The 16,509-nt window shown below is 60.5% G+C and carries 13 protein-coding genes; 2 read left to right on the top strand and 11 right to left on the bottom strand.

All coding sequences use genetic code 11. The annotated features are described in order from the left end of the window. Positions 1 to 170: 170 nt before the first annotated feature. The 8 genes from AC5SEM_RS28105 to AC5SEM_RS28070 form a co-directional block, all read right to left on the bottom strand. Positions 171 to 1,763: an AAA family ATPase gene (locus AC5SEM_RS28105; protein ID WP_495471737.1), complete on the bottom strand. Its 1,593-nt coding sequence runs from the start codon at positions 1,761 to 1,763 to the stop codon at positions 171 to 173. Between the two features lie 10 nt (positions 1,764 to 1,773). After that, positions 1,774 to 2,874 (bottom strand): 3-dehydroquinate synthase, encoded by a 1,101-nt coding sequence (aroB, locus tag AC5SEM_RS28100; protein WP_495471736.1) that lies wholly within the window; start codon positions 2,872 to 2,874, stop codon positions 1,774 to 1,776. A gap of 152 nt (positions 2,875 to 3,026) precedes the next feature. After that, positions 3,027 to 3,545 (bottom strand): shikimate kinase AroK, encoded by a 519-nt coding sequence (aroK, locus tag AC5SEM_RS28095; protein ID WP_011332081.1) that lies wholly within the window; start codon positions 3,543 to 3,545, stop codon positions 3,027 to 3,029. A 4-nt stretch (positions 3,546 to 3,549) separates the two neighbouring features. Beyond that, entirely contained in the window at positions 3,550 to 5,628 is a 2,079-nt protein-coding gene (locus tag AC5SEM_RS28090; RefSeq protein ID WP_495471735.1) for a type IV pilus secretin PilQ, read from the bottom strand. A 13-nt stretch (positions 5,629 to 5,641) separates the two neighbouring features. Further along, entirely contained in the window at positions 5,642 to 6,169 is a 528-nt protein-coding gene (locus tag AC5SEM_RS28085; RefSeq protein ID WP_495471734.1) for a pilus assembly protein PilP, read from the bottom strand. Then, on the bottom strand, positions 6,166 to 6,789 hold the full coding sequence (gene pilO, locus AC5SEM_RS28080; RefSeq protein WP_077570420.1) for a type 4a pilus biogenesis protein PilO: 624 nt from the start codon (positions 6,787 to 6,789) through the stop codon (positions 6,166 to 6,168). The genes AC5SEM_RS28085 and pilO overlap by 4 nt, the downstream gene beginning before the upstream one ends. Beyond that, positions 6,786 to 7,352 (bottom strand): PilN domain-containing protein, encoded by a 567-nt coding sequence (locus AC5SEM_RS28075; protein WP_116029243.1) that lies wholly within the window; start codon positions 7,350 to 7,352, stop codon positions 6,786 to 6,788. The genes pilO and AC5SEM_RS28075 overlap by 4 nt, the downstream gene beginning before the upstream one ends. After that, on the bottom strand, positions 7,352 to 8,416 hold the full coding sequence (locus AC5SEM_RS28070) for a pilus assembly protein PilM (protein ID WP_077570415.1): 1,065 nt from the start codon (positions 8,414 to 8,416) through the stop codon (positions 7,352 to 7,354). Before AC5SEM_RS28070 ends, AC5SEM_RS28075 begins: the two co-directional genes overlap by 1 nt. Positions 8,417 to 8,635: 219 nt before the next feature. On the opposite strand from AC5SEM_RS28070, the gene AC5SEM_RS28065 reads away from it, so the two are divergent. Further along, the gene (locus AC5SEM_RS28065; RefSeq protein WP_495473509.1) at positions 8,636 to 11,080 is read left to right on the top strand and encodes a penicillin-binding protein 1A; all 2,445 of its coding nucleotides are present in this window, start codon (positions 8,636 to 8,638) and stop codon (positions 11,078 to 11,080) included. 358 nt (positions 11,081 to 11,438) lie between these two features. Here the strand turns inward: AC5SEM_RS28065 and AC5SEM_RS28060 are convergent, their stop codons facing one another. The 3 genes from AC5SEM_RS28060 to rpmE form a co-directional block, all read right to left on the bottom strand. Beyond that, on the bottom strand, positions 11,439 to 12,707 hold the full coding sequence (locus tag AC5SEM_RS28060) for a malic enzyme-like NAD(P)-binding protein (protein ID WP_038360054.1): 1,269 nt from the start codon (positions 12,705 to 12,707) through the stop codon (positions 11,439 to 11,441). A gap of 184 nt (positions 12,708 to 12,891) precedes the next feature. Next, positions 12,892 to 13,692 (bottom strand): thermonuclease family protein, encoded by an 801-nt coding sequence (locus tag AC5SEM_RS28055; protein ID WP_495471733.1) that lies wholly within the window; start codon positions 13,690 to 13,692, stop codon positions 12,892 to 12,894. A 14-nt stretch (positions 13,693 to 13,706) separates the two neighbouring features. After that, complete coding sequence (gene rpmE, locus AC5SEM_RS28050) at positions 13,707 to 13,934, bottom strand: 50S ribosomal protein L31 (RefSeq protein ID WP_016984589.1); 228 nt, start codon at positions 13,932 to 13,934, stop codon at positions 13,707 to 13,709. A 284-nt stretch (positions 13,935 to 14,218) separates the two neighbouring features. Here rpmE and AC5SEM_RS28045 point away from each other — a divergent pair, with 284 nt between their 5' ends. After that, positions 14,219 to 16,438, top strand: a complete 2,220-nt coding sequence (locus tag AC5SEM_RS28045; RefSeq protein ID WP_495471732.1) for a primosomal protein N' — start codon at positions 14,219 to 14,221, stop codon at positions 16,436 to 16,438. Positions 16,439 to 16,509 lie beyond the last annotated feature (71 nt).

Here is a 16,509-nt window from a genome sequence, read left to right as displayed (position 1 = left end):
AAGGTTTAAAGCGATCTGCTGTGCTAGTCAAAACTTTTTTAATTTTGACCGCAACGACTCAAAGACTACTGTGACGCAGACACCACAAGGCACGCGACCTGGAAGGAAGCGCGCACTCGTAGAAATTTTGAGGTGCTTGGAGAGGCGGCCTGGGTAAGGCCGCCGAATCTTCAGCGAGTTGTTGCCAGTTCCTGTTGGACGCTGGCGACAGTGCGAGGCCAAGGTTTACCAGCCTGAACCTTCGCTGGCAAGGCCTTGATGGCAGAAACGGCTGCATCACGATTGGCGAAGTTGCCGTAGGTGATCACGTAAAGCGGTTTGCCGTTGAGAACTTTCTTGAAATAACGGTACTCGCCGCCCTGCTCTTTGACGAAGTTTTGCGCAGCGGCTTCGGAGCTGGTGCCGAGGATCTGCACCACATAGTTGCCGGTCGGCTGGCCGGCGTACCAGCTGCCACCAGCAGCCTTGGCGACGGTCACCGGCTTCTCGGCCGGTTTGGCAGCAGCGACTGGCTTGGCTGGTGCCGGAGCCGGTTTCGCTGCAGGCGCTGCCGGAGCAGGCTTGGCGGTGGCAACTTGCGTCGGCGCCGGCGTCGGCTTGGCCGCTGGCAACGGAACCGGTGTCGGCGCAGGGCCGGCCGGAACGCCCGCAGGCGGTGCGGAAGTGGTGACGGTCGGCGGGGTATCGCTGGAACCTTCCAGCGGCACCCCATCGTCGCCTTCGGTAATGCCACCGGCCGCTTCGGCCAACGGACCGCGCATTACCGGTTGCGAGTTGCCGACCAGCGGCAGCGGCATCGGCTGTGTATTACCGGCGAACTCGACGTTCGGTGCGCCGCCATTGGCTGCGCCCTGGCCCAATGGCAACTGTGCCTGTTCATTGGCCGGTGCACCGGTGGTCGGCGCCTTGTTGCGACCCGGCATCAGCCAGGCGGCAGCGACCGCGACCACAACGACGGCGGAAATCGCCAATACGTGTTTCTTCGGCATGTTGAACCCCATACTTGGACGCTTGACCGCTGAGCGGCTGGCAATCATGACTTCGATCAGAGCATCGCGAGCGACCTGGTTGATGTTGCCCGGCCAACCCTCGGCACTTTCGTGAATATCAGAGATCTGATCTGCGCTGAAAAGTTCGACACCCCGGCCGGCGCCTTCGAGCCGTTGGTCGAGATATTCGCGCGTTTCTTCTTCGGTGTAAGGCTGTAATTCGATGACGTGAAAACGCTCTTCCTCAAGGTGCAAAGCCTCGAGCTGAGCGATCAGCGACGATTCACCGAACAGGAACACGTGCGGGCGACCTTCCGGTGCGCCGGCACCCAGTGCCATCAGCGCTTCGAGGGCGGATTCATCGAGCTGCTCGGCGTCATCCACCAACAGATAGACTTCCTGGCCGGTCAGCGCGAGTTGCACCACTTGATCCAGAATCGCGCCAACTTCGGCCTGAGCGACGTTCAGTGCCTGCGCAACCTGGCGCAGCACGCCAGCGGCATCACCGGCACCACGGGCGGAAACCACCACGCTCTGCACCGACTGTTTGTTGGTGCTGGCGACCAGCGCCTGACGCAACAACGTCTTGCCACTGCCCTGCGGCCCGGTGACCACCAGCAGCAACTGGCTGTAACGCGCCAGATGGTGCAGTTGACCCAGTACCGGTTTGCGCTGGGCCGGGAAGAACTTGAAGCCCGGCACGCGTGGCGCGAACGGGTCGTGACTTAACTGGAAATGGCCGAGGAACGCCTCGTCGGCATGCAAACTAGTCATCGGAATCTTATTAACCTTTAAGCTGAGCCAGGGCGCGGTAATCCGCTCCCAGCGTGGCCTGTAGAACCTCTTTCGGATAATCGTCGGTCACTACCGCTTCGCCCATCCGGCGCAGCAGCACCAGGCGCAGACGACCGTCGATCACTTTTTTGTCGATTGCCATGTGTTGAAGAAAATCGGCTTCGTTCATTTCCGTCGGCGGCACCACCGGCAGACCGGCACGCTGGAACAGACGAATACCGCGATCACGCTCCTGCTCGCTGATCCAGCCGAGACGCGCGGACATTTCCAGCGCCATCACGGTGCCAGCCGCCACTGCTTCGCCGTGCAACCAGACACCATAGCCCATGTGGGTCTCGATGGCGTGGCCGAAGGTGTGGCCAAGGTTGAGCGTGGCACGTACGCCGGTTTCCTTCTCATCGGCGCCGACCACCGCAGCCTTGGCTGCGCAGGAGCGCTCGATCGCGTAAGTCAGGGCTTTCTGATCCAGCCCACGCAGGGCATCGACGTTTTCTTCGAGCCAGGTCAGGAACGGCTCGTCACAGATCAGACCGTACTTGATGACTTCGGCCAGACCGGCGGACAGCTCGCGCTCTGGCAGGGTTTTCAGGGACGCCGTATCGATCAGCACCACGTTCGGCTGATAGAACGCGCCGACCATGTTCTTGCCCAACGGATGGTTGATGCCGGTCTTGCCGCCCACCGACGAATCGACCTGGGACAGCAACGTCGTAGGGATCTGGATAAAGTCGACACCGCGCTGGTAGCAGGCAGCGGCGAAGCCGGCCATGTCGCCGATCACCCCGCCGCCGAGGGCGATCACGGTGGTGCGGCGGTCATGACGGGCGGTCAGCAGACCGTCGAAGATCAGTTGCAGGGTTTCCCAGTTCTTGAAGGCTTCGCCGTCCGGCAACACCACGGAGATCACCGAGAACTGCGCCAGGCTGCGAGTCAGACGCTCAAGATAGAGCGGCGCAACGGTCTCGTTGGAGATGATTGCCACCTGCCGCCCATGGATATGCGGTGCCAGCAACTCGGGCTGATCCAACAAACCTTCGCCAATATGAATCGGGTAGCTGCGCTCGCCTAGATCGACCTTGAGTGTCTGCATGTGTCCCCACAGTGAAGATGGAAGCAGGCGTCCTGCCCTGAATTATTGGTTATCTGCGGCCTATAGCGGGTATGACGCCGCTTGCACGCCATCCGCCACAACCTCGACGGGCTGTGACAGGACGCCGAGGATAGCGCATTTCGAGCGCTGCTTTAACGGGGAGGAAGTTGCGCCAGACGATCGAGAATGTCGAGTACCACCATGCGTGGCGGCCGTTCGTCGGTTTCCACCACCAGATCGGCGATTTCCCGATACAGCGGATCGCGGATCGCCAGCAGGTCACGCAGGGTTTTCTCCGGATTGGCGGTGCGCAGCAACGGTCGATTGCGGTCACGCGAAGTGCGGCCGACCTGCTGTTCCACGGAGGCGTGCAGATACACCACTCGCCCCCCCTCATGCAGGGCCTTGCGATTGGCATCGCGCATGACTGCGCCACCGCCGGTCGCCAACACCACGCCATCGAACGCGCACAGCTCGGCAATCATCGCCTGCTCACGGTCGCGAAAGCCGGGTTCGCCTTCCTTGTCGAAGATCCACGGGATATTGGCGCCCGTGCGCAGTTCAATTTCCTTGTCGGAATCTTTGAACGGCAGGCGCAGCTCTTTGGCCAGCAACCGGCCGATGGTGCTTTTGCCAGCACCCATCGGTCCTACAAGAATCAAATTTCGCACAGAATCAACGACTCACAGCAATCGCCTGGTTATTCATGATACGTGGTGTGAGAAATACCAGCAGCTCGGATTTTTTCTCCGAAACCACATCACGCCGGAAAAGGCGGCCAAGATACGGCACATCGCCAAGAAATGGCACCTTATCTACGACCTTGCTTTGAGTATTTGAGAAAACACCGCCAATCACGATGGTTTCGCCGTCGTTGACCAGCACCTTGGCGTTGACCTCGTTTTTCTTGATCGGCGGCACATCCTGCACTTTGTTCAGGTAATCCGGTTCGTCCTTGGTGACCTTGACCTCCATGATGATCCGGTTGTCCGGGGTGATCTGCGGGGTGACTTCCAGCGACAGCGAAGCCTCCTTGAACGACACCGAGGTTGCACCGCTGGAGCTGGCTTCCTGATACGGAATTTCGGTGCCTTTGAGGATTTTTGCGGTTTCCTTGTCGGAGGTGACCACCTTCGGCTGCGAGACGATTTCGCCGTTACCGGTCTTCTCCATCGCGGTCAGTTCGAGATCGAGCAGCACGTTGTCGGTGATGAAGGCGATGCCGATCCCTGAAGTATTGCCCACTGTGCCCATGTCGACGAACGGTGAGTTGGTACTGGTGCTGCCTGGCGTACCGATGGTCGTCGATGAACCGTTGACCCCGGAAGCGTTCCAGTTGCCCTTGTTCTGGATCGAACCGCCCCAGCGCACGCCGAGGCTTTTGTCATAATCGACGTTGGCTTCGACAATTCGCGCTTCGATCATCACCTGACGCACCGGAATATCCAGTTGCGCCACGATCCGCCGCAGTTCGTCGAGACGATCCTGAGTCTGGTAGGCAATGATGTTGTTGGTTCGCTCATCCACTGTAATCGAACCGCGTTCGTCGATTTTCGCCTCAGCACTGGTCACCGACTGAAACAGCTTGGCGATGTCCGCCGCCTTCGCGTAGTTCACTTGCAGCAGCTCACGGCGCAACGGCGCCAGCTCGGCGATCTGCTTCTGCGACTCCAGTTCCTGGCGCTCGCGGGCAGCGATTTCATCGGCGGGAGCCACCAGCAGCACGTTGCCGATCTTGCGTTTATCCAGGCCTTTGGTTTTCAACACCAGATCCAGCGCCTGATCCCACGGCACGTTTTGCAGGCGCAAGGTAATGCCACCCTGCACCGTGTCGCTGGCGACGAGATTGAGGTTGGTGAAGTCGGCGATCAGTTGCAGCACCGAGCGCACATCAATGTCCTGGAAATTCAGCGAGAGCTTTTCGCCGACGTAAGCCTGACGGTCAGCGTTACGCTTTTGCAGGTCATCGACGGTCATCGGGCGGATGCTGACAGTCAGCTTGTTGTCGGTCTGGAAGGTCGAGTATTCGTAAGTACCACTGGGCTCAACGGTAATAACCGTGCGCTCAGCGCTCACTCCGGCATTGACGAACTGCACCGGGGTGGCGAAATCCTTGACGTCGAGGCGTACCCGCAGCTTGTCCGGCAGCTGCGTGCGGGCAAAGCTGAGGATGATCTTGCCGTCATGTTCCTGAATATCCGGGGCAATGGTCGGGTCGGACAGATCGATGACGACATTGCCTTCACCTGCCGTACCGCGCTGGAAGTCCACACCGCGAATCGCCCGGTTTTTCGGCACAAAGGCCTTGGCGGGTGCAGGCGCTTTAGCGGTAGCACGAGGTGCGACGGCAGCAGGACGCGGCGCCGCTGCCGGTGCGCCCTGACCAACCACCACGAACAGGTTATTGCCTTCGACCCGCGTGGTGTAAGGCGCCAGTTGCGTGAGACTGACAATCAGCCGAGTCCGCTCCTTGGCCTCGACCACCGTGGCCGTGCGCGCATTACCACTGCCCAGATCAAGATTCTTGCTGGCCAACTGACTGGCGACACCGGGCAGATCCAGTGCAATTCGCGCCGGTGACTCAGTGGTGTAGCCCTTGGCTTGCGGCGGCGGGCCGTCGAACGACAACTTCAGCTCGACGCGATCACCCGGCAACGCTGCCACATCCAGCGTTTTCAGATTGGCCGCGAGTACCATCGGCGACATCAGCGCTATCCATAGCGAAAAACCGAGGGTGGAGAAAATCCTGTTCATTGTTCGACTTCCACTATGAGTGCTCTTTCAAAGGAATGGTGCGCGGACGCTCCAGCCAGGCGCCTTCGCCGTCGGGAACGATCTCGACCACATCGACCTGGGTGGCACTGATGGCGACGATGCGACCGTCGTTGCGCCCCAGGTAATCGCCGACTTTCAACCGATGCACGCCGCCAGCACCGCGCAGCAGCGCGAAGGAGCCGGAAGCATTGGCAATCGTGCCGACCATCTCGAACTGCTCGATGTTGAAACCTTCGAGGTATTGCTTGACCCGGTTGGGGTCGGGCTTGACGTTGCGTGAGCCATGTTTCTGCCCGGCCAGATCAACGCGCACCTGTCGCGAGAACGGACTGCGCAGGTTGGCCGCGCTGTAAGTGAATGTTGGGTAAGACCGGAATGTCGGGGTTGGTTCAATCTTGCCCGCCGGGCGCAGGCGCACTTCGTTCATGTAAGCGTCGAGATCGCTGAAGTCGTCATTGCCACCACAACCGTTCAACGCGAGCAGCGTCATCGCCAACGCGATACAACGAATCGGGGTCATTTCTGCAGCCCCTTGTCGTTATAGCGGTAGGTCTTGGCAAGGATGCTCATGCGCAGCTTCGGCCCGCCTTCTTTATCGGCAGGAGCGAGTTCGAAATCATGCAGGGTGACGATGCGCGGCAGCCCGGCCACGCCGCTGACGAAGGTCGCGAGATCGTGATAAGCGCCGGTGACGGTGATCTGAATCGGCAGCTCTATGTAGAACTGCTGGGTGACCTCCGGCAGCAGTTTGATCTCTTCGAACTCCAGACCACTACCCAGACCGGTACGCGTGATGTCTTCGAGCAGGCCCGGCACTTCGGTATCACTGGGCAATTGTCGCAGCAACACGCCGAAGGTGTTTTCCATCTCCTTCATTTGCTGGGTGTACAGCTCAAGGTTGGCTGAAAGACGCGCCTTGCTGGCGAACTGCTCCTTGAGCATGGCCTCTTCTTCGCGCTTGGCCTCCAGCTGGTTTTCCAGATCACTGGTGAAAAAGTTATAGCCAAGCGCCAACACCAGCACCATCAACAGCGCCCCGGCGATGGCTTTCACTGCCGCCGGCCACGAACCGATGTTGCTGGTGTCGAGGTCGTTGAAATCGATGTCGCGCAGACTTTGCAGCCATTCGGACGGCTTCATTGCTCGTCCTCCACGGCATGCGGCTGGGTCTGCCGTACGGTCAGTTCAAACGTGTTGGTCTGGTCCACTTGGCCGGCGGTCGTCGCCTTGACTTCGTTGAGACTCGGCGCATCGAACCAGTCCGACGCCTCGAGATTGCGCATCAGGTCCGAAACGCGGTTGTTGGATTCTGCGGCGCCACTGATCGACAGGGTTTTGCCGGTCATTTTCACTTCTGTGAAATACACGCCGTCCGGCAGCGTACGCGCCAGCTGATCAAAGATTCGCCCGCTGACCTGCCGGTTGCCCTGCAGGTCCTGGATGATGCGCATGCGCTCGACCAGTTGCTGGCGGTGCGCTTTGAGTTCGCTGATCTGCTTGATCCGCTCGTCGACCACGGCGATCTGCTTGCCGATGTAGTCGTTGCGCGCCACTTGCCGCTCAATGGCCGCGCTGATGACCTGATCAGCAATCAGCACCGCGCCCACCGAGCCGACCAACACGCCGATCAAGGCCAGCAGAAAGCGTTTGCGCCGTTCTTCGCGGCGCTCTTCGCGCCAGGGCAGGAGGTTGATCCGCGCCATCAGTCGAAACTCCTGAGCGCGAGCCCGCAGGCGATCATCAGCGCCGGCGCATCGCTGGCCAGCGCTCCGGCGTTGACCTTGCTGCTCAAGGCCATGTTGGCAAACGGGTTGGCCACTTGCGTTGGCGTCTTCAGGCGTTGCTCGATCAACCGATCCAGCCCCGGCACCGACGCCGTGCCGCCGGCCAGCAGAATGTGATCGACCGCGTTGTATTGCCCGGAGGCGAAGAAGAACTGCAATGAGCGCGACACCTGCTGTACCAGTGCCTCACGAAACGGCTGTAAGACCTCGCTGATGTAATCATCGGGCAGACCGCCCTGCTTTTTCGCCAGCCCGGCCTGCTCGAGGGTCAGGCCATAACGCCGCTGGATTTCTTCGGTCAATTGCCGACCGCCGAACAATTGTTCGCGGGTGTAGATGATCTTGCCGTTGTGCAGGACGCTGAGAGTGGTCATGGTCGCGCCGATGTCGACCACCGCGACGGTCAGGCGCTCCTGCGAGGCCGCCAGTTGCGTCGCGAGCAAGCCGAATGAGCGCTCCAGTGCATAGGCCTCGACATCGACTACCCGCGCGGTCAGCCCGGCCAGAGCCAACGCCGCTTCGCGGACTTCGACGTTTTCCTTGCGACAGGCGGCGAGCAACACGTTGACCCGCTCGGGATTGCGCGGTGATATGCCCTGGACTTCGAAGTCGATGGCGACTTCGTCCAGCGGATAGGGAATGTATTGGTCGGCTTCGATCTTGAGCTGGTTTTCCAGTTCGTCGTCGGACAGCCCGGCGTCCATTTCGATGACTTTGGTGATCACGGCGGAACCGGCCACCGCCACTGCCACGCTCTTGAGCCCGGTGCGCGCCTTGACCAGCACGCGGCTCAGGGCCTGACCGACGCCTTCAAGCTCGGCGATGTTCTTTTCGACCACGGCGTTGACCGGCAATGGCTCTACCGCGTATGCCTCGACCCGGTAGCGATCACCCTGACGGCTCAGTTCCAGCAGCTTCACTGACGTGGAGCTGATGTCGATCCCCAGTAACGGTTTGGCTTTTTTATTGAAGAGTCCCAGCACTACCAATTCCCTATGACTTTCCGTGAGTTACGGACTCTGTAATACGCATTGCGTTCCTTCACCCCGTCTTGACAGAAGCGCAAATGACGCCCCCAACAGAAAAGTGCTTATAATGCCCAGCGTTTTTTTCTGCTTTTTACTGCAAGCGCGGATGGTTCTGTGTGTAGCCGGAGCCCCGTCGCCAAATTCATTCTTTGCCCTGGATGTCCAAACGCCTTGATTCGTCTGCTGAAATTTTTCGGTTGGTCCATCGTCGCCGTTTTCTGCGGACTGCTTTTAGGTCTCAGCGGCGCGTTTCTTTACCTTAGTCCGGGTTTGCCGTCTGTGGAGGCTCTGCGAAGCATTCAGTTGCAGATTCCCCTGCGGGTCTACTCCAGCGATAACAAGTTGATCGCAGAATTTGGCGAAATGCGCCGTACACCGATCCGTTTCGCCGACATTCCGCCCAATTTCATTAATGCGTTACTAAGTGCTGAAGACGACAATTTCGCCAACCACTATGGCGTCGACCCAAGCAGCCTGATGCGCGCCGCGACCCAACTGGTCAAAAGCGGACACATTCAGTCCGGCGGCAGCACCATCACCATGCAGGTGGCGAAGAATTTCTTCCTGACCAGCGAACGCAGTTTCTCGCGCAAAACCACCGAAATTCTGCTGGCCCTGCAGATCGAACGACAGCTGACCAAGGACGAGATCCTTGAGCTGTACGTGAACAAGATCTACCTGGGTAACCGTGCCTACGGCATCGAAGCGGCGGCGCAGGTGTATTACGGCAAGTCGATCCGTGACGTCAGCCTGGCGCAAATGGCGATGATCGCCGGCCTGCCGAAAGCGCCGTCGCGCTTCAACCCGCTGGCCAACCCCGCACGCAGTAAAGAACGCCGCGACTGGATCCTCGGGCGCATGTACAAGCTCGGCAAGATCACCGAAGCGGATTACACCGCCGCCATCAATGAGCCGCTGAACGCCAGCTATCACGTGCCGACCCCGGAAGTGAATGCACCGTACATCGCCGAAATGGCCCGGGCCGAAATGGTCGGCCGTTATGGCAGCGATGCCTACACCGAAGGCTTCCGCGTCACCACCACGGTGCCGAGCAACCTGCAGGAGATGGCCAACACCGCGCTGCACGAAGGTTTGATGACCTACGACCAGCGTCACGGCTACCGCGGCCCCGAGTCGCGCCTGCCAGGCAAGACGCGCGAAGCGTGGGCCAGTGAGCTGACCAAACAACGCACCATCAGCAGCCTCGAACCGGCCATCGTCACTCAGGTCGACAAGAACGGCCTGCAAGTGCTGACCCGCACCGGCGAAGAGCACGTCGCCTGGGACACCATGAAATGGGCGCGCCCGTTCCTCAACACCAACAGCATGGGCGCCAATCCGCGTCAGCCGTCGGATGTCGCGGCGGTAGGCGACTTGGTGCGCGTGCAGCGTCAGAAAGACAACTCGCTGAAGTTCAGCCAGATCCCGCAAGCACAAGGTGCGCTGGTATCGCTGGATCCGCAGAACGGCGCGATTCGCTCGCTGGTCGGCGGTTTCGCCTTTGAGCAGAGCAACTACAACCGCGCGATGCAGGCCAAGCGTCAGCCGGGTTCGAGCTTCAAACCGTTTGTCTACAGCGCTGCGCTGGACAGCGGCTACACCGCTGCGACGCTGGTCAACGATGCGCCAATCGTGTTCGTCGACGAATACCTGGACAAGGTCTGGCGCCCGAAGAACGACACCAACACCTTCCTCGGCCCGATCCGCTTGCGTGAGGCGCTGTACAAGTCGCGCAACCTGGTGTCGATCCGCTTACTGCAGGCGATGGGCGTGGGCAAGACCATCGACTACATCACTCGCTTCGGCTTCAACAAGCAGGATCTGCCGCCAAACCTGTCGCTGGCGCTGGGCACCGCAACGCTGACGCCGATGGAGATTGCCACCGGCTGGAGTACGTTCGCCAACGGCGGCTACAAGATCACCCCGTACATCATCGACAAGATCGAAAGCCGTAATGGCGACACGTTGTTCGTCGCCAATCCGCCGACCGTGCCGCAGGGTGGTTCGGCGACGGATGGTATCGCCGCGCCGCACACCGATTCGTTTACGGTCAACGCCACACCGGTTGCAGGTGAAGTACCGGGCAACGCAGCCGTGCCACAAACGCCGGCAGTGGCTGAGCGGATTGTCGATGGTCGCACCACGTACATCCTCAACAGCATGTTGCAGGACGTGATCAAGCTTGGTACTGGCCGTCGCGCGCTGGCCATGGGTCGTAGCGATATCGCCGGTAAAACCGGTACCACCAACGAATCGAAAGATGCGTGGTTCTCCGGTTACAACGCCGACTACGTGACCACGGTGTGGACTGGCTTCGACCAGCCGGAAAGCCTTGGTCGTCGTGAATTCGGCGGTACTGTGGCGCTGCCGATCTGGATGAACTACATGTCGGCTGCGCTGAAGGACAAGCCGCCACATGTTCAGCCTGAGCCGGAAGGCCTGCTGAGCCTGCGTGTGGATCCGGTCAGTGGCCGTGCGGCGACACCGAGCACGCCGGGCGCGTACTTCGAGCTGTTCAAGTCTGAAGATACGCCACCGTCGGTGAATGAGCTGGGCAACGGCACTGCGCCGGGCAGCCCGCTGCCGGCGGATGAACAGGCGCCGATCGATTTGTTCTGATCCGCTGACACTGAAAAGCCCCGCCTTCGATTGAAGTGCGGGGCTTTTTATTGCCTGAAGATCAAGAGCCCCTCACCCTAACCCTCCCGAAACGTCGGACCGCCCGGAGGGAGAGGGGACCGACCGCGGGAGATTCGCGAGTTACACCGACCTGAAAGCGCATCAGCGCCTATGGATTCAACACAACACTTTCAGGTCGGCGTCACTCTCCAGCATCCCCCAATCAGTCCCCTCTCCCCCTGGGAGAGGGTTAGGGTGAGGGCCCTCGTCGAAATGAAATGCGATCCTGAGAATTCCCGAAAACAAAAAAGCCCCGACTCTCACGAGCCGGGGCTTTCGGTTGAAGCGCTACAACGGCTTAGCCGTTGAACACGTCATCCACGCTTTTCAGCGGGTAGTTCTTCGGATACGGCAGGGTCGCCACACCGGTCTCGATCGCGGCTTTGGCCACAGCGTCGGAGATCAGGGTGATCAGGCGCTTGTCCATTGGCTTCGGAATGATGTATTCACGGCCGAATTCCAGCGGCGCACCGCCGTAGGCATCGCACACGTCCTGAGGAACAGGCAGCTTGGCCAGTTCACGCAGGGCGTTGGCGGCAGCCACTTTCATTTCTTCGTTGATGCGCTTGGCGCGAACGTCCAGGGCACCACGGAAGATGAACGGGAAGCCCAGTACGTTGTTGACCTGGTTCGGGTAGTCCGAACGGCCGGTGGCCATGATCACGTCGCTACGGGTAGCGTGCGCCAGTTCCGGGGAGATTTCCGGATCCGGGTTCGAGCAGGCGAACACGATCGGGTTGGCCGCCATCGACAGCAGACCTTCAGCGCTCAGCAGGTTCGGGCCGGACAGACCGACGAACACGTCAGCGCCCGCCAGTGCGTCAGCCAGGCTGCGCTTGTCGGTAGCGTGAGCGAATACTGCTTTGTACTGGTTCAGGTCGTCACGGCCGGAGTGGATCACGCCGGTACGGTCAACCATGAAGATGTTTTCGATGCGTGCGCCCATGCTCACCAGCAGTTTCATGCAGGAGATGGCCGCAGCGCCGGCGCCCAGGCAGACGATCTTGGCGTCCGGCAGGGTTTTGCCAGCGATTTCCAGAGCGTTGATCATGCCCGCAGCGGTCACGATCGCGGTGCCGTGCTGGTCATCGTGGAACACCGGAATGTCGCACTGCTCGATCAGAGCGCGCTCGATCTCAAAGCACTCTGGCGCCTTGATGTCTTCCAGGTTGATGCCACCGAAGGTGATGGAGATGCGTTTTACGGTGTCGATGAAGGCTTGCGGGCTTTCGGAGTCGACTTCGATGTCGAAAACGTCGATGCCGGCGAAGCGCTTGAACAGTACGCCTTTACCTTCCATCACTGGCTTGGAGGCCAATGGGCCGAGGTTGCCCAGACCGAGAATCGCGGTGCCATCGGAAATGACTGCAACCAGGTTGCCCTTGCCGGTGTATTTGTAGGCCAGTTCAGGATCGCGAGCGATCTCACGCACTGGTTCAGCTACGCCGGGGCTGTAGGCCAGCGACAAGTCGCGAGCGGTAGCAGTGGCCTTGGTGAGCTCGACACTCAGCTTCCCTGGACGAGGATTGGCATGATATTCGAGAGCGGCAGTTTTCAGATCAGACATTTTGGCATTCCGCTTTTTACTGTTGGACAGACTGGTCAGCGAGGATACGCGCCTCGCAAAGTCCCCACAAGACTGAGCGGTCACCCCTGTCAAGCGCCCTGCCCTACGACTTTGGGCCAAGAGCCACGGCGCACAAGGGCTGGACTGTTCACAATCGATAGAAAAAATGTCTACAATTTTTTCTTCAGCGCGGCGTTTGCAACATTGAAGGATCCGTCAATGGAAGTAGCCAGCGCGCCTGACCGGATTGCAATCCACCGCGCCGCGAACGATCAACGATCCAGCCGCGAGCCTCGATCTGCTTGCCTTTCAGCGCCTGCAACCGTGCATTGTCAAATTGTCCGACCAGATTGGGTGCAACGCGCAATACAAGTGCGTCCTTTAACTCGATCCAGATTCCGCCGCGATTGCGCTGAACCTTGCTCACACGGCCACTGATCACGGCGAAACCCGAGCGTTGGATCTGCTCCGCTTTCAGTACAGGCGACTGCCGCCAGAGGCCCAGCCCGGCCAATCGCGCACTGCGTTCGGCGGCTTGCTGACAGGCAACAAGATCGACATTCGGCGCGACCGCGACCTGGAAACCGAGGCCATCGGCGAGCATTTGCGCTTCGAGATTGGCGCCGCTGGCGCTGTAAATATGCGCGAGCGTACGCCCGTAATGGTCTTTGGCTTGCTTGCCGGGACGTAATCCGACACGGCCGCCGCTGGCATCGACCAGCGCTTGCAGGCGTTGGCGTGCCGCCACGGAGAAGGGTTCGTCGCTGCGGCCCTGCCTGCCCAGTTCAGGTGTGTTGAGGCCAATCATCCGTACGCTGCGACCATCGCTCAGGCGCAGCGTGTCGCCATCGACCACGCGCTGCACCGTGACGCTGGCCAGTCCCGCAGGCGCCGGGCAGAAGGCCTGCGCGCCGGACAGCCAAATCGCAGACACAAAAAAGGCGCCCGCGAGGGACGCCTTTTTCAGCAACGAGGAAAAGCCCACCGGGCCCTTCAACCTTACTCTGCAGCAGCAGGTTTCTTGCCGAAAGCACCGAAACGGTCTGCGAAGCGCTGAACGCGGCCGCCAGTGTCCAGAGTCTTCTGCTTACCGGTGTAGAACGGGTGGCATTCGTTGCAAACGTCGATTGGCAGAGCTTTGCCGAAAGTCGAACGAGTTTCGAACTTGTTGCCACAGCTGCAGGTAACAGCGATGACTGGGTAATTCGGGTGAATATCAGCTTTCATGGTGTCTTCCTCAGCTAGCGTGCCGCCACCCAACACTATTGTTGAATACCGCACGTAATTAGGCCGCGGATTCTACCAGACCTTTTCAAACACGCAAGCTGTCACCAAGACCGACCGTCTGCTAGGCTCCCGGCCCATTGCGCGATTCCCTTGTAGGAGTGAGCCTGCTCGCGATAGCGGTGTGTCAGAAGAAATAAATGCTGAATGACACACCGCTATCGCGAGCAGGCTCACTCCTACATTGGATATGTGTCATGTCCTTGTTCTTATAGAGATCCCCCCGCGTGCCCGACGCCATTCTGCGCCTAGCCCTGCCTTCACCCTTGCGCCGCCTGTTCGACTACCGAGCGCCGGCCGGCGTGCTGCGCGAGCAATTGCAGCCGGGTATGCGTTTGCGCGTACCGTTTGGCCGACGCGAGATGATCGGCATTCTGGTCGAGGTCACCGACACCAGCGAAGTGCCGGTGGAGAAACTCAAACCGGCGCTGGCCCTGCTCGACACTACGCCGCCGCTGCCACCAGCGCTGTTCAAGTTGTGCCTGTGGACGTCGCAGTATTATCAGCACAGCCTCGGCGACACCCTGAGCTGGGCGCTGCCGGTGCTATTGCGACAAGGCGAACTGGCCGAGGCGCGTCAGGAGCGTTTCTGGTCAGCCACGCCCGGCGCCAGCCTTGAAGACCCGCGCATTGCTCGAGCGCCGCGTCAGCGTGAAGCACTCGCCACGCTGGCCCAGCATCCGCACGGCGTCGCCCATCAGTTGCTGAGCAAATTGATGTTAAGCAAGGACAGCCTCGACCTGCTGCTGGCCAAGGGTCTGGTGCAAGTCGAGATCCGCCGGCATGCACCGGGCTTGCGCCACGAGCACTGGCTGGCGCAACCGGAATTGCCGCTGAACGCCGAGCAACGCGCCGCGTACGAGGCGATTCGCGCCGGTTTCGACAGTTATCACGCGTTCCTGCTGGCCGGCGTCACCGGCAGCGGCAAGACCGAAGTCTATTTGCAGCTGATCCGCGAAACCCTCGAAGCCGGCAAGCAGGCGCTGGTGCTGATCCCGGAGATCAACCTCGGCCCGCAGACCTTGGCGCGTTTCGAACAGCGTTTCAACGCACGCATCGCCCTGCTGCACTCGGCGGTCAATGATCGCGAGCGCCTCGAAGCCTGGCTCGCCGCCCGTGATGGCGAGGCCGACATTATTATCGGTACCCGCTCGGCGCTGTTTACGCCGATGAAGAATCCCGGGCTGATCATCATCGATGAAGAGCACGACGGCTCTTATAAACAGCAGGAAGGGCTGCGTTACCACGCCCGTGATCTGGCGCTGGTACGTGCCCGCCAGGAAAACATCCCGATCGTGCTCGGTTCTGCCACGCCATCGCTGGAAAGCCTGCACAACGCCTACACCGGTCGTTACGGCCTCCTGCGCCTGAACGAGCGCGCCGGTGGCGCCAAGCAACCGCGCTTCCTGCGTCTGGACGTGAAAAGCCGTCCGCTGGACAGCGGGATTTCCGGGCCGATGCAGCAAGCCATCGGTCAGACACTGGCGAATGGGCAACAGGTGTTGGTGTTCCTCAATCGTCGCGGTTTTGCGCCGACGCTGCTGTGCCACGATTGCGGCTGGATGTCCGAATGCTCACGCTGCGACGCGCGGATGACCGTGCACCAGCGTTACGGTGAACTGCGCTGCCACCACTGCGGCTACGTCGAACGCACGCCGCGCCAGTGCCCGAAGTGCAACAAGGTTGATTTGCGCCCCGTCGGTGCCGGCACCGAACGCGCCGAAGAACGCTTGGCGATTCTGTTCCCCGATTACCCGGTGCTGCGCGTCGACCGCGACAGCACGTCGCGCAAAGACGCGATGAATCAGTTGTTCGCGACGATTCAGAAAGGTCAGCCGTGCATTCTGGTCGGCACGCAAATGTTGGCCAAAGGGCACCACTTTCCGCGGGTGACGCTGGTGTCGATCCTCGACGCTGACGGAGGCCTGTTCTCCGGCGACTTCCGCGCCAGCGAGCGCATGGCCCAATTGATCGTGCAGGTGGCCGGGCGTGCCGGGCGTGCCGAGGAGCCAGGCAAGGTGATCATTCAGACCCACCTCGCCGACCATCCTTTATTGGTGCAGCTCACCGAACAGGGGTATTTCGCCTTTGCCGAACAGGCCTTGAGCGAACGACGGGCTGCCGGACTGCCACCGTTTGCGCATCTGGCGTTGTTGCGTGCCGAAGCGCACAAGCCGGGGCAGGCGGAGGGCTTTCTCGATGAGGCGTGCAGCGAAGCTGAGCGCTTGCTGACCGAGCAGAATCTGAGCGGGATTGAACTGCTTGGGCCAGTGCCGGCGCCGATGGAGCGGCGCGCCGGGCGATATCGCGCGCAGTTGTTGTTGCAAGCGACGGCGCGGGCACCGTTGCATCGGTTGTTGACCAGTTGGTTGTTGGCGCTGGAGCAGATGCCGAGCGGGCGGGCGGTGCGCTGGTCGCTGGATGTCGACCCTGTAGATTTGTATTGATAGAAAGATCGCCTTCGCGAGCAGGCTCGCTCCCACAAGGACTGCGCAGTACCTGTAGGAGCGAGCCTGCT

This window comes from Pseudomonas sp. CH61 (genome assembly GCF_059429415.1).
This window is presented reverse-complemented; position numbering and strand designations above follow the sequence as displayed.

What these genes read in the sequence shown, in the direction of transcription:
- AC5SEM_RS28060 (WP_038360054.1), bottom strand. Translation starts at nt 12,707, where the DNA reads ATGTCTGATCTGAAAACTGCCGCTCTCGAATATCATGCCAATCCTCGT.
- pilO (WP_077570420.1), bottom strand. Translation starts at nt 6,789, where the DNA reads ATGAAGCCGTCCGAATGGCTGCAAAGTCTGCGCGACATCGATTTCAAC.
- rpmE (WP_016984589.1), bottom strand. Translation starts at nt 13,934, where the DNA reads ATGAAAGCTGATATTCACCCGAATTACCCAGTCATCGCTGTTACCTGC.
- AC5SEM_RS28085 (WP_495471734.1), bottom strand. Translation starts at nt 6,169, where the DNA reads ATGACCCCGATTCGTTGTATCGCGTTGGCGATGACGCTGCTCGCGTTG.
- aroB (WP_495471736.1), bottom strand. Translation starts at nt 2,874, where the DNA reads ATGCAGACACTCAAGGTCGATCTAGGCGAGCGCAGCTACCCGATTCAT.
- AC5SEM_RS28090 (WP_495471735.1), bottom strand. Translation starts at nt 5,628, where the DNA reads ATGAACAGGATTTTCTCCACCCTCGGTTTTTCGCTATGGATAGCGCTG.
- AC5SEM_RS28075 (WP_116029243.1), bottom strand. Translation starts at nt 7,352, where the DNA reads ATGGCGCGGATCAACCTCCTGCCCTGGCGCGAAGAGCGCCGCGAAGAA.
- AC5SEM_RS28105 (WP_495471737.1), bottom strand. Translation starts at nt 1,763, where the DNA reads ATGACTAGTTTGCATGCCGACGAGGCGTTCCTCGGCCATTTCCAGTTA.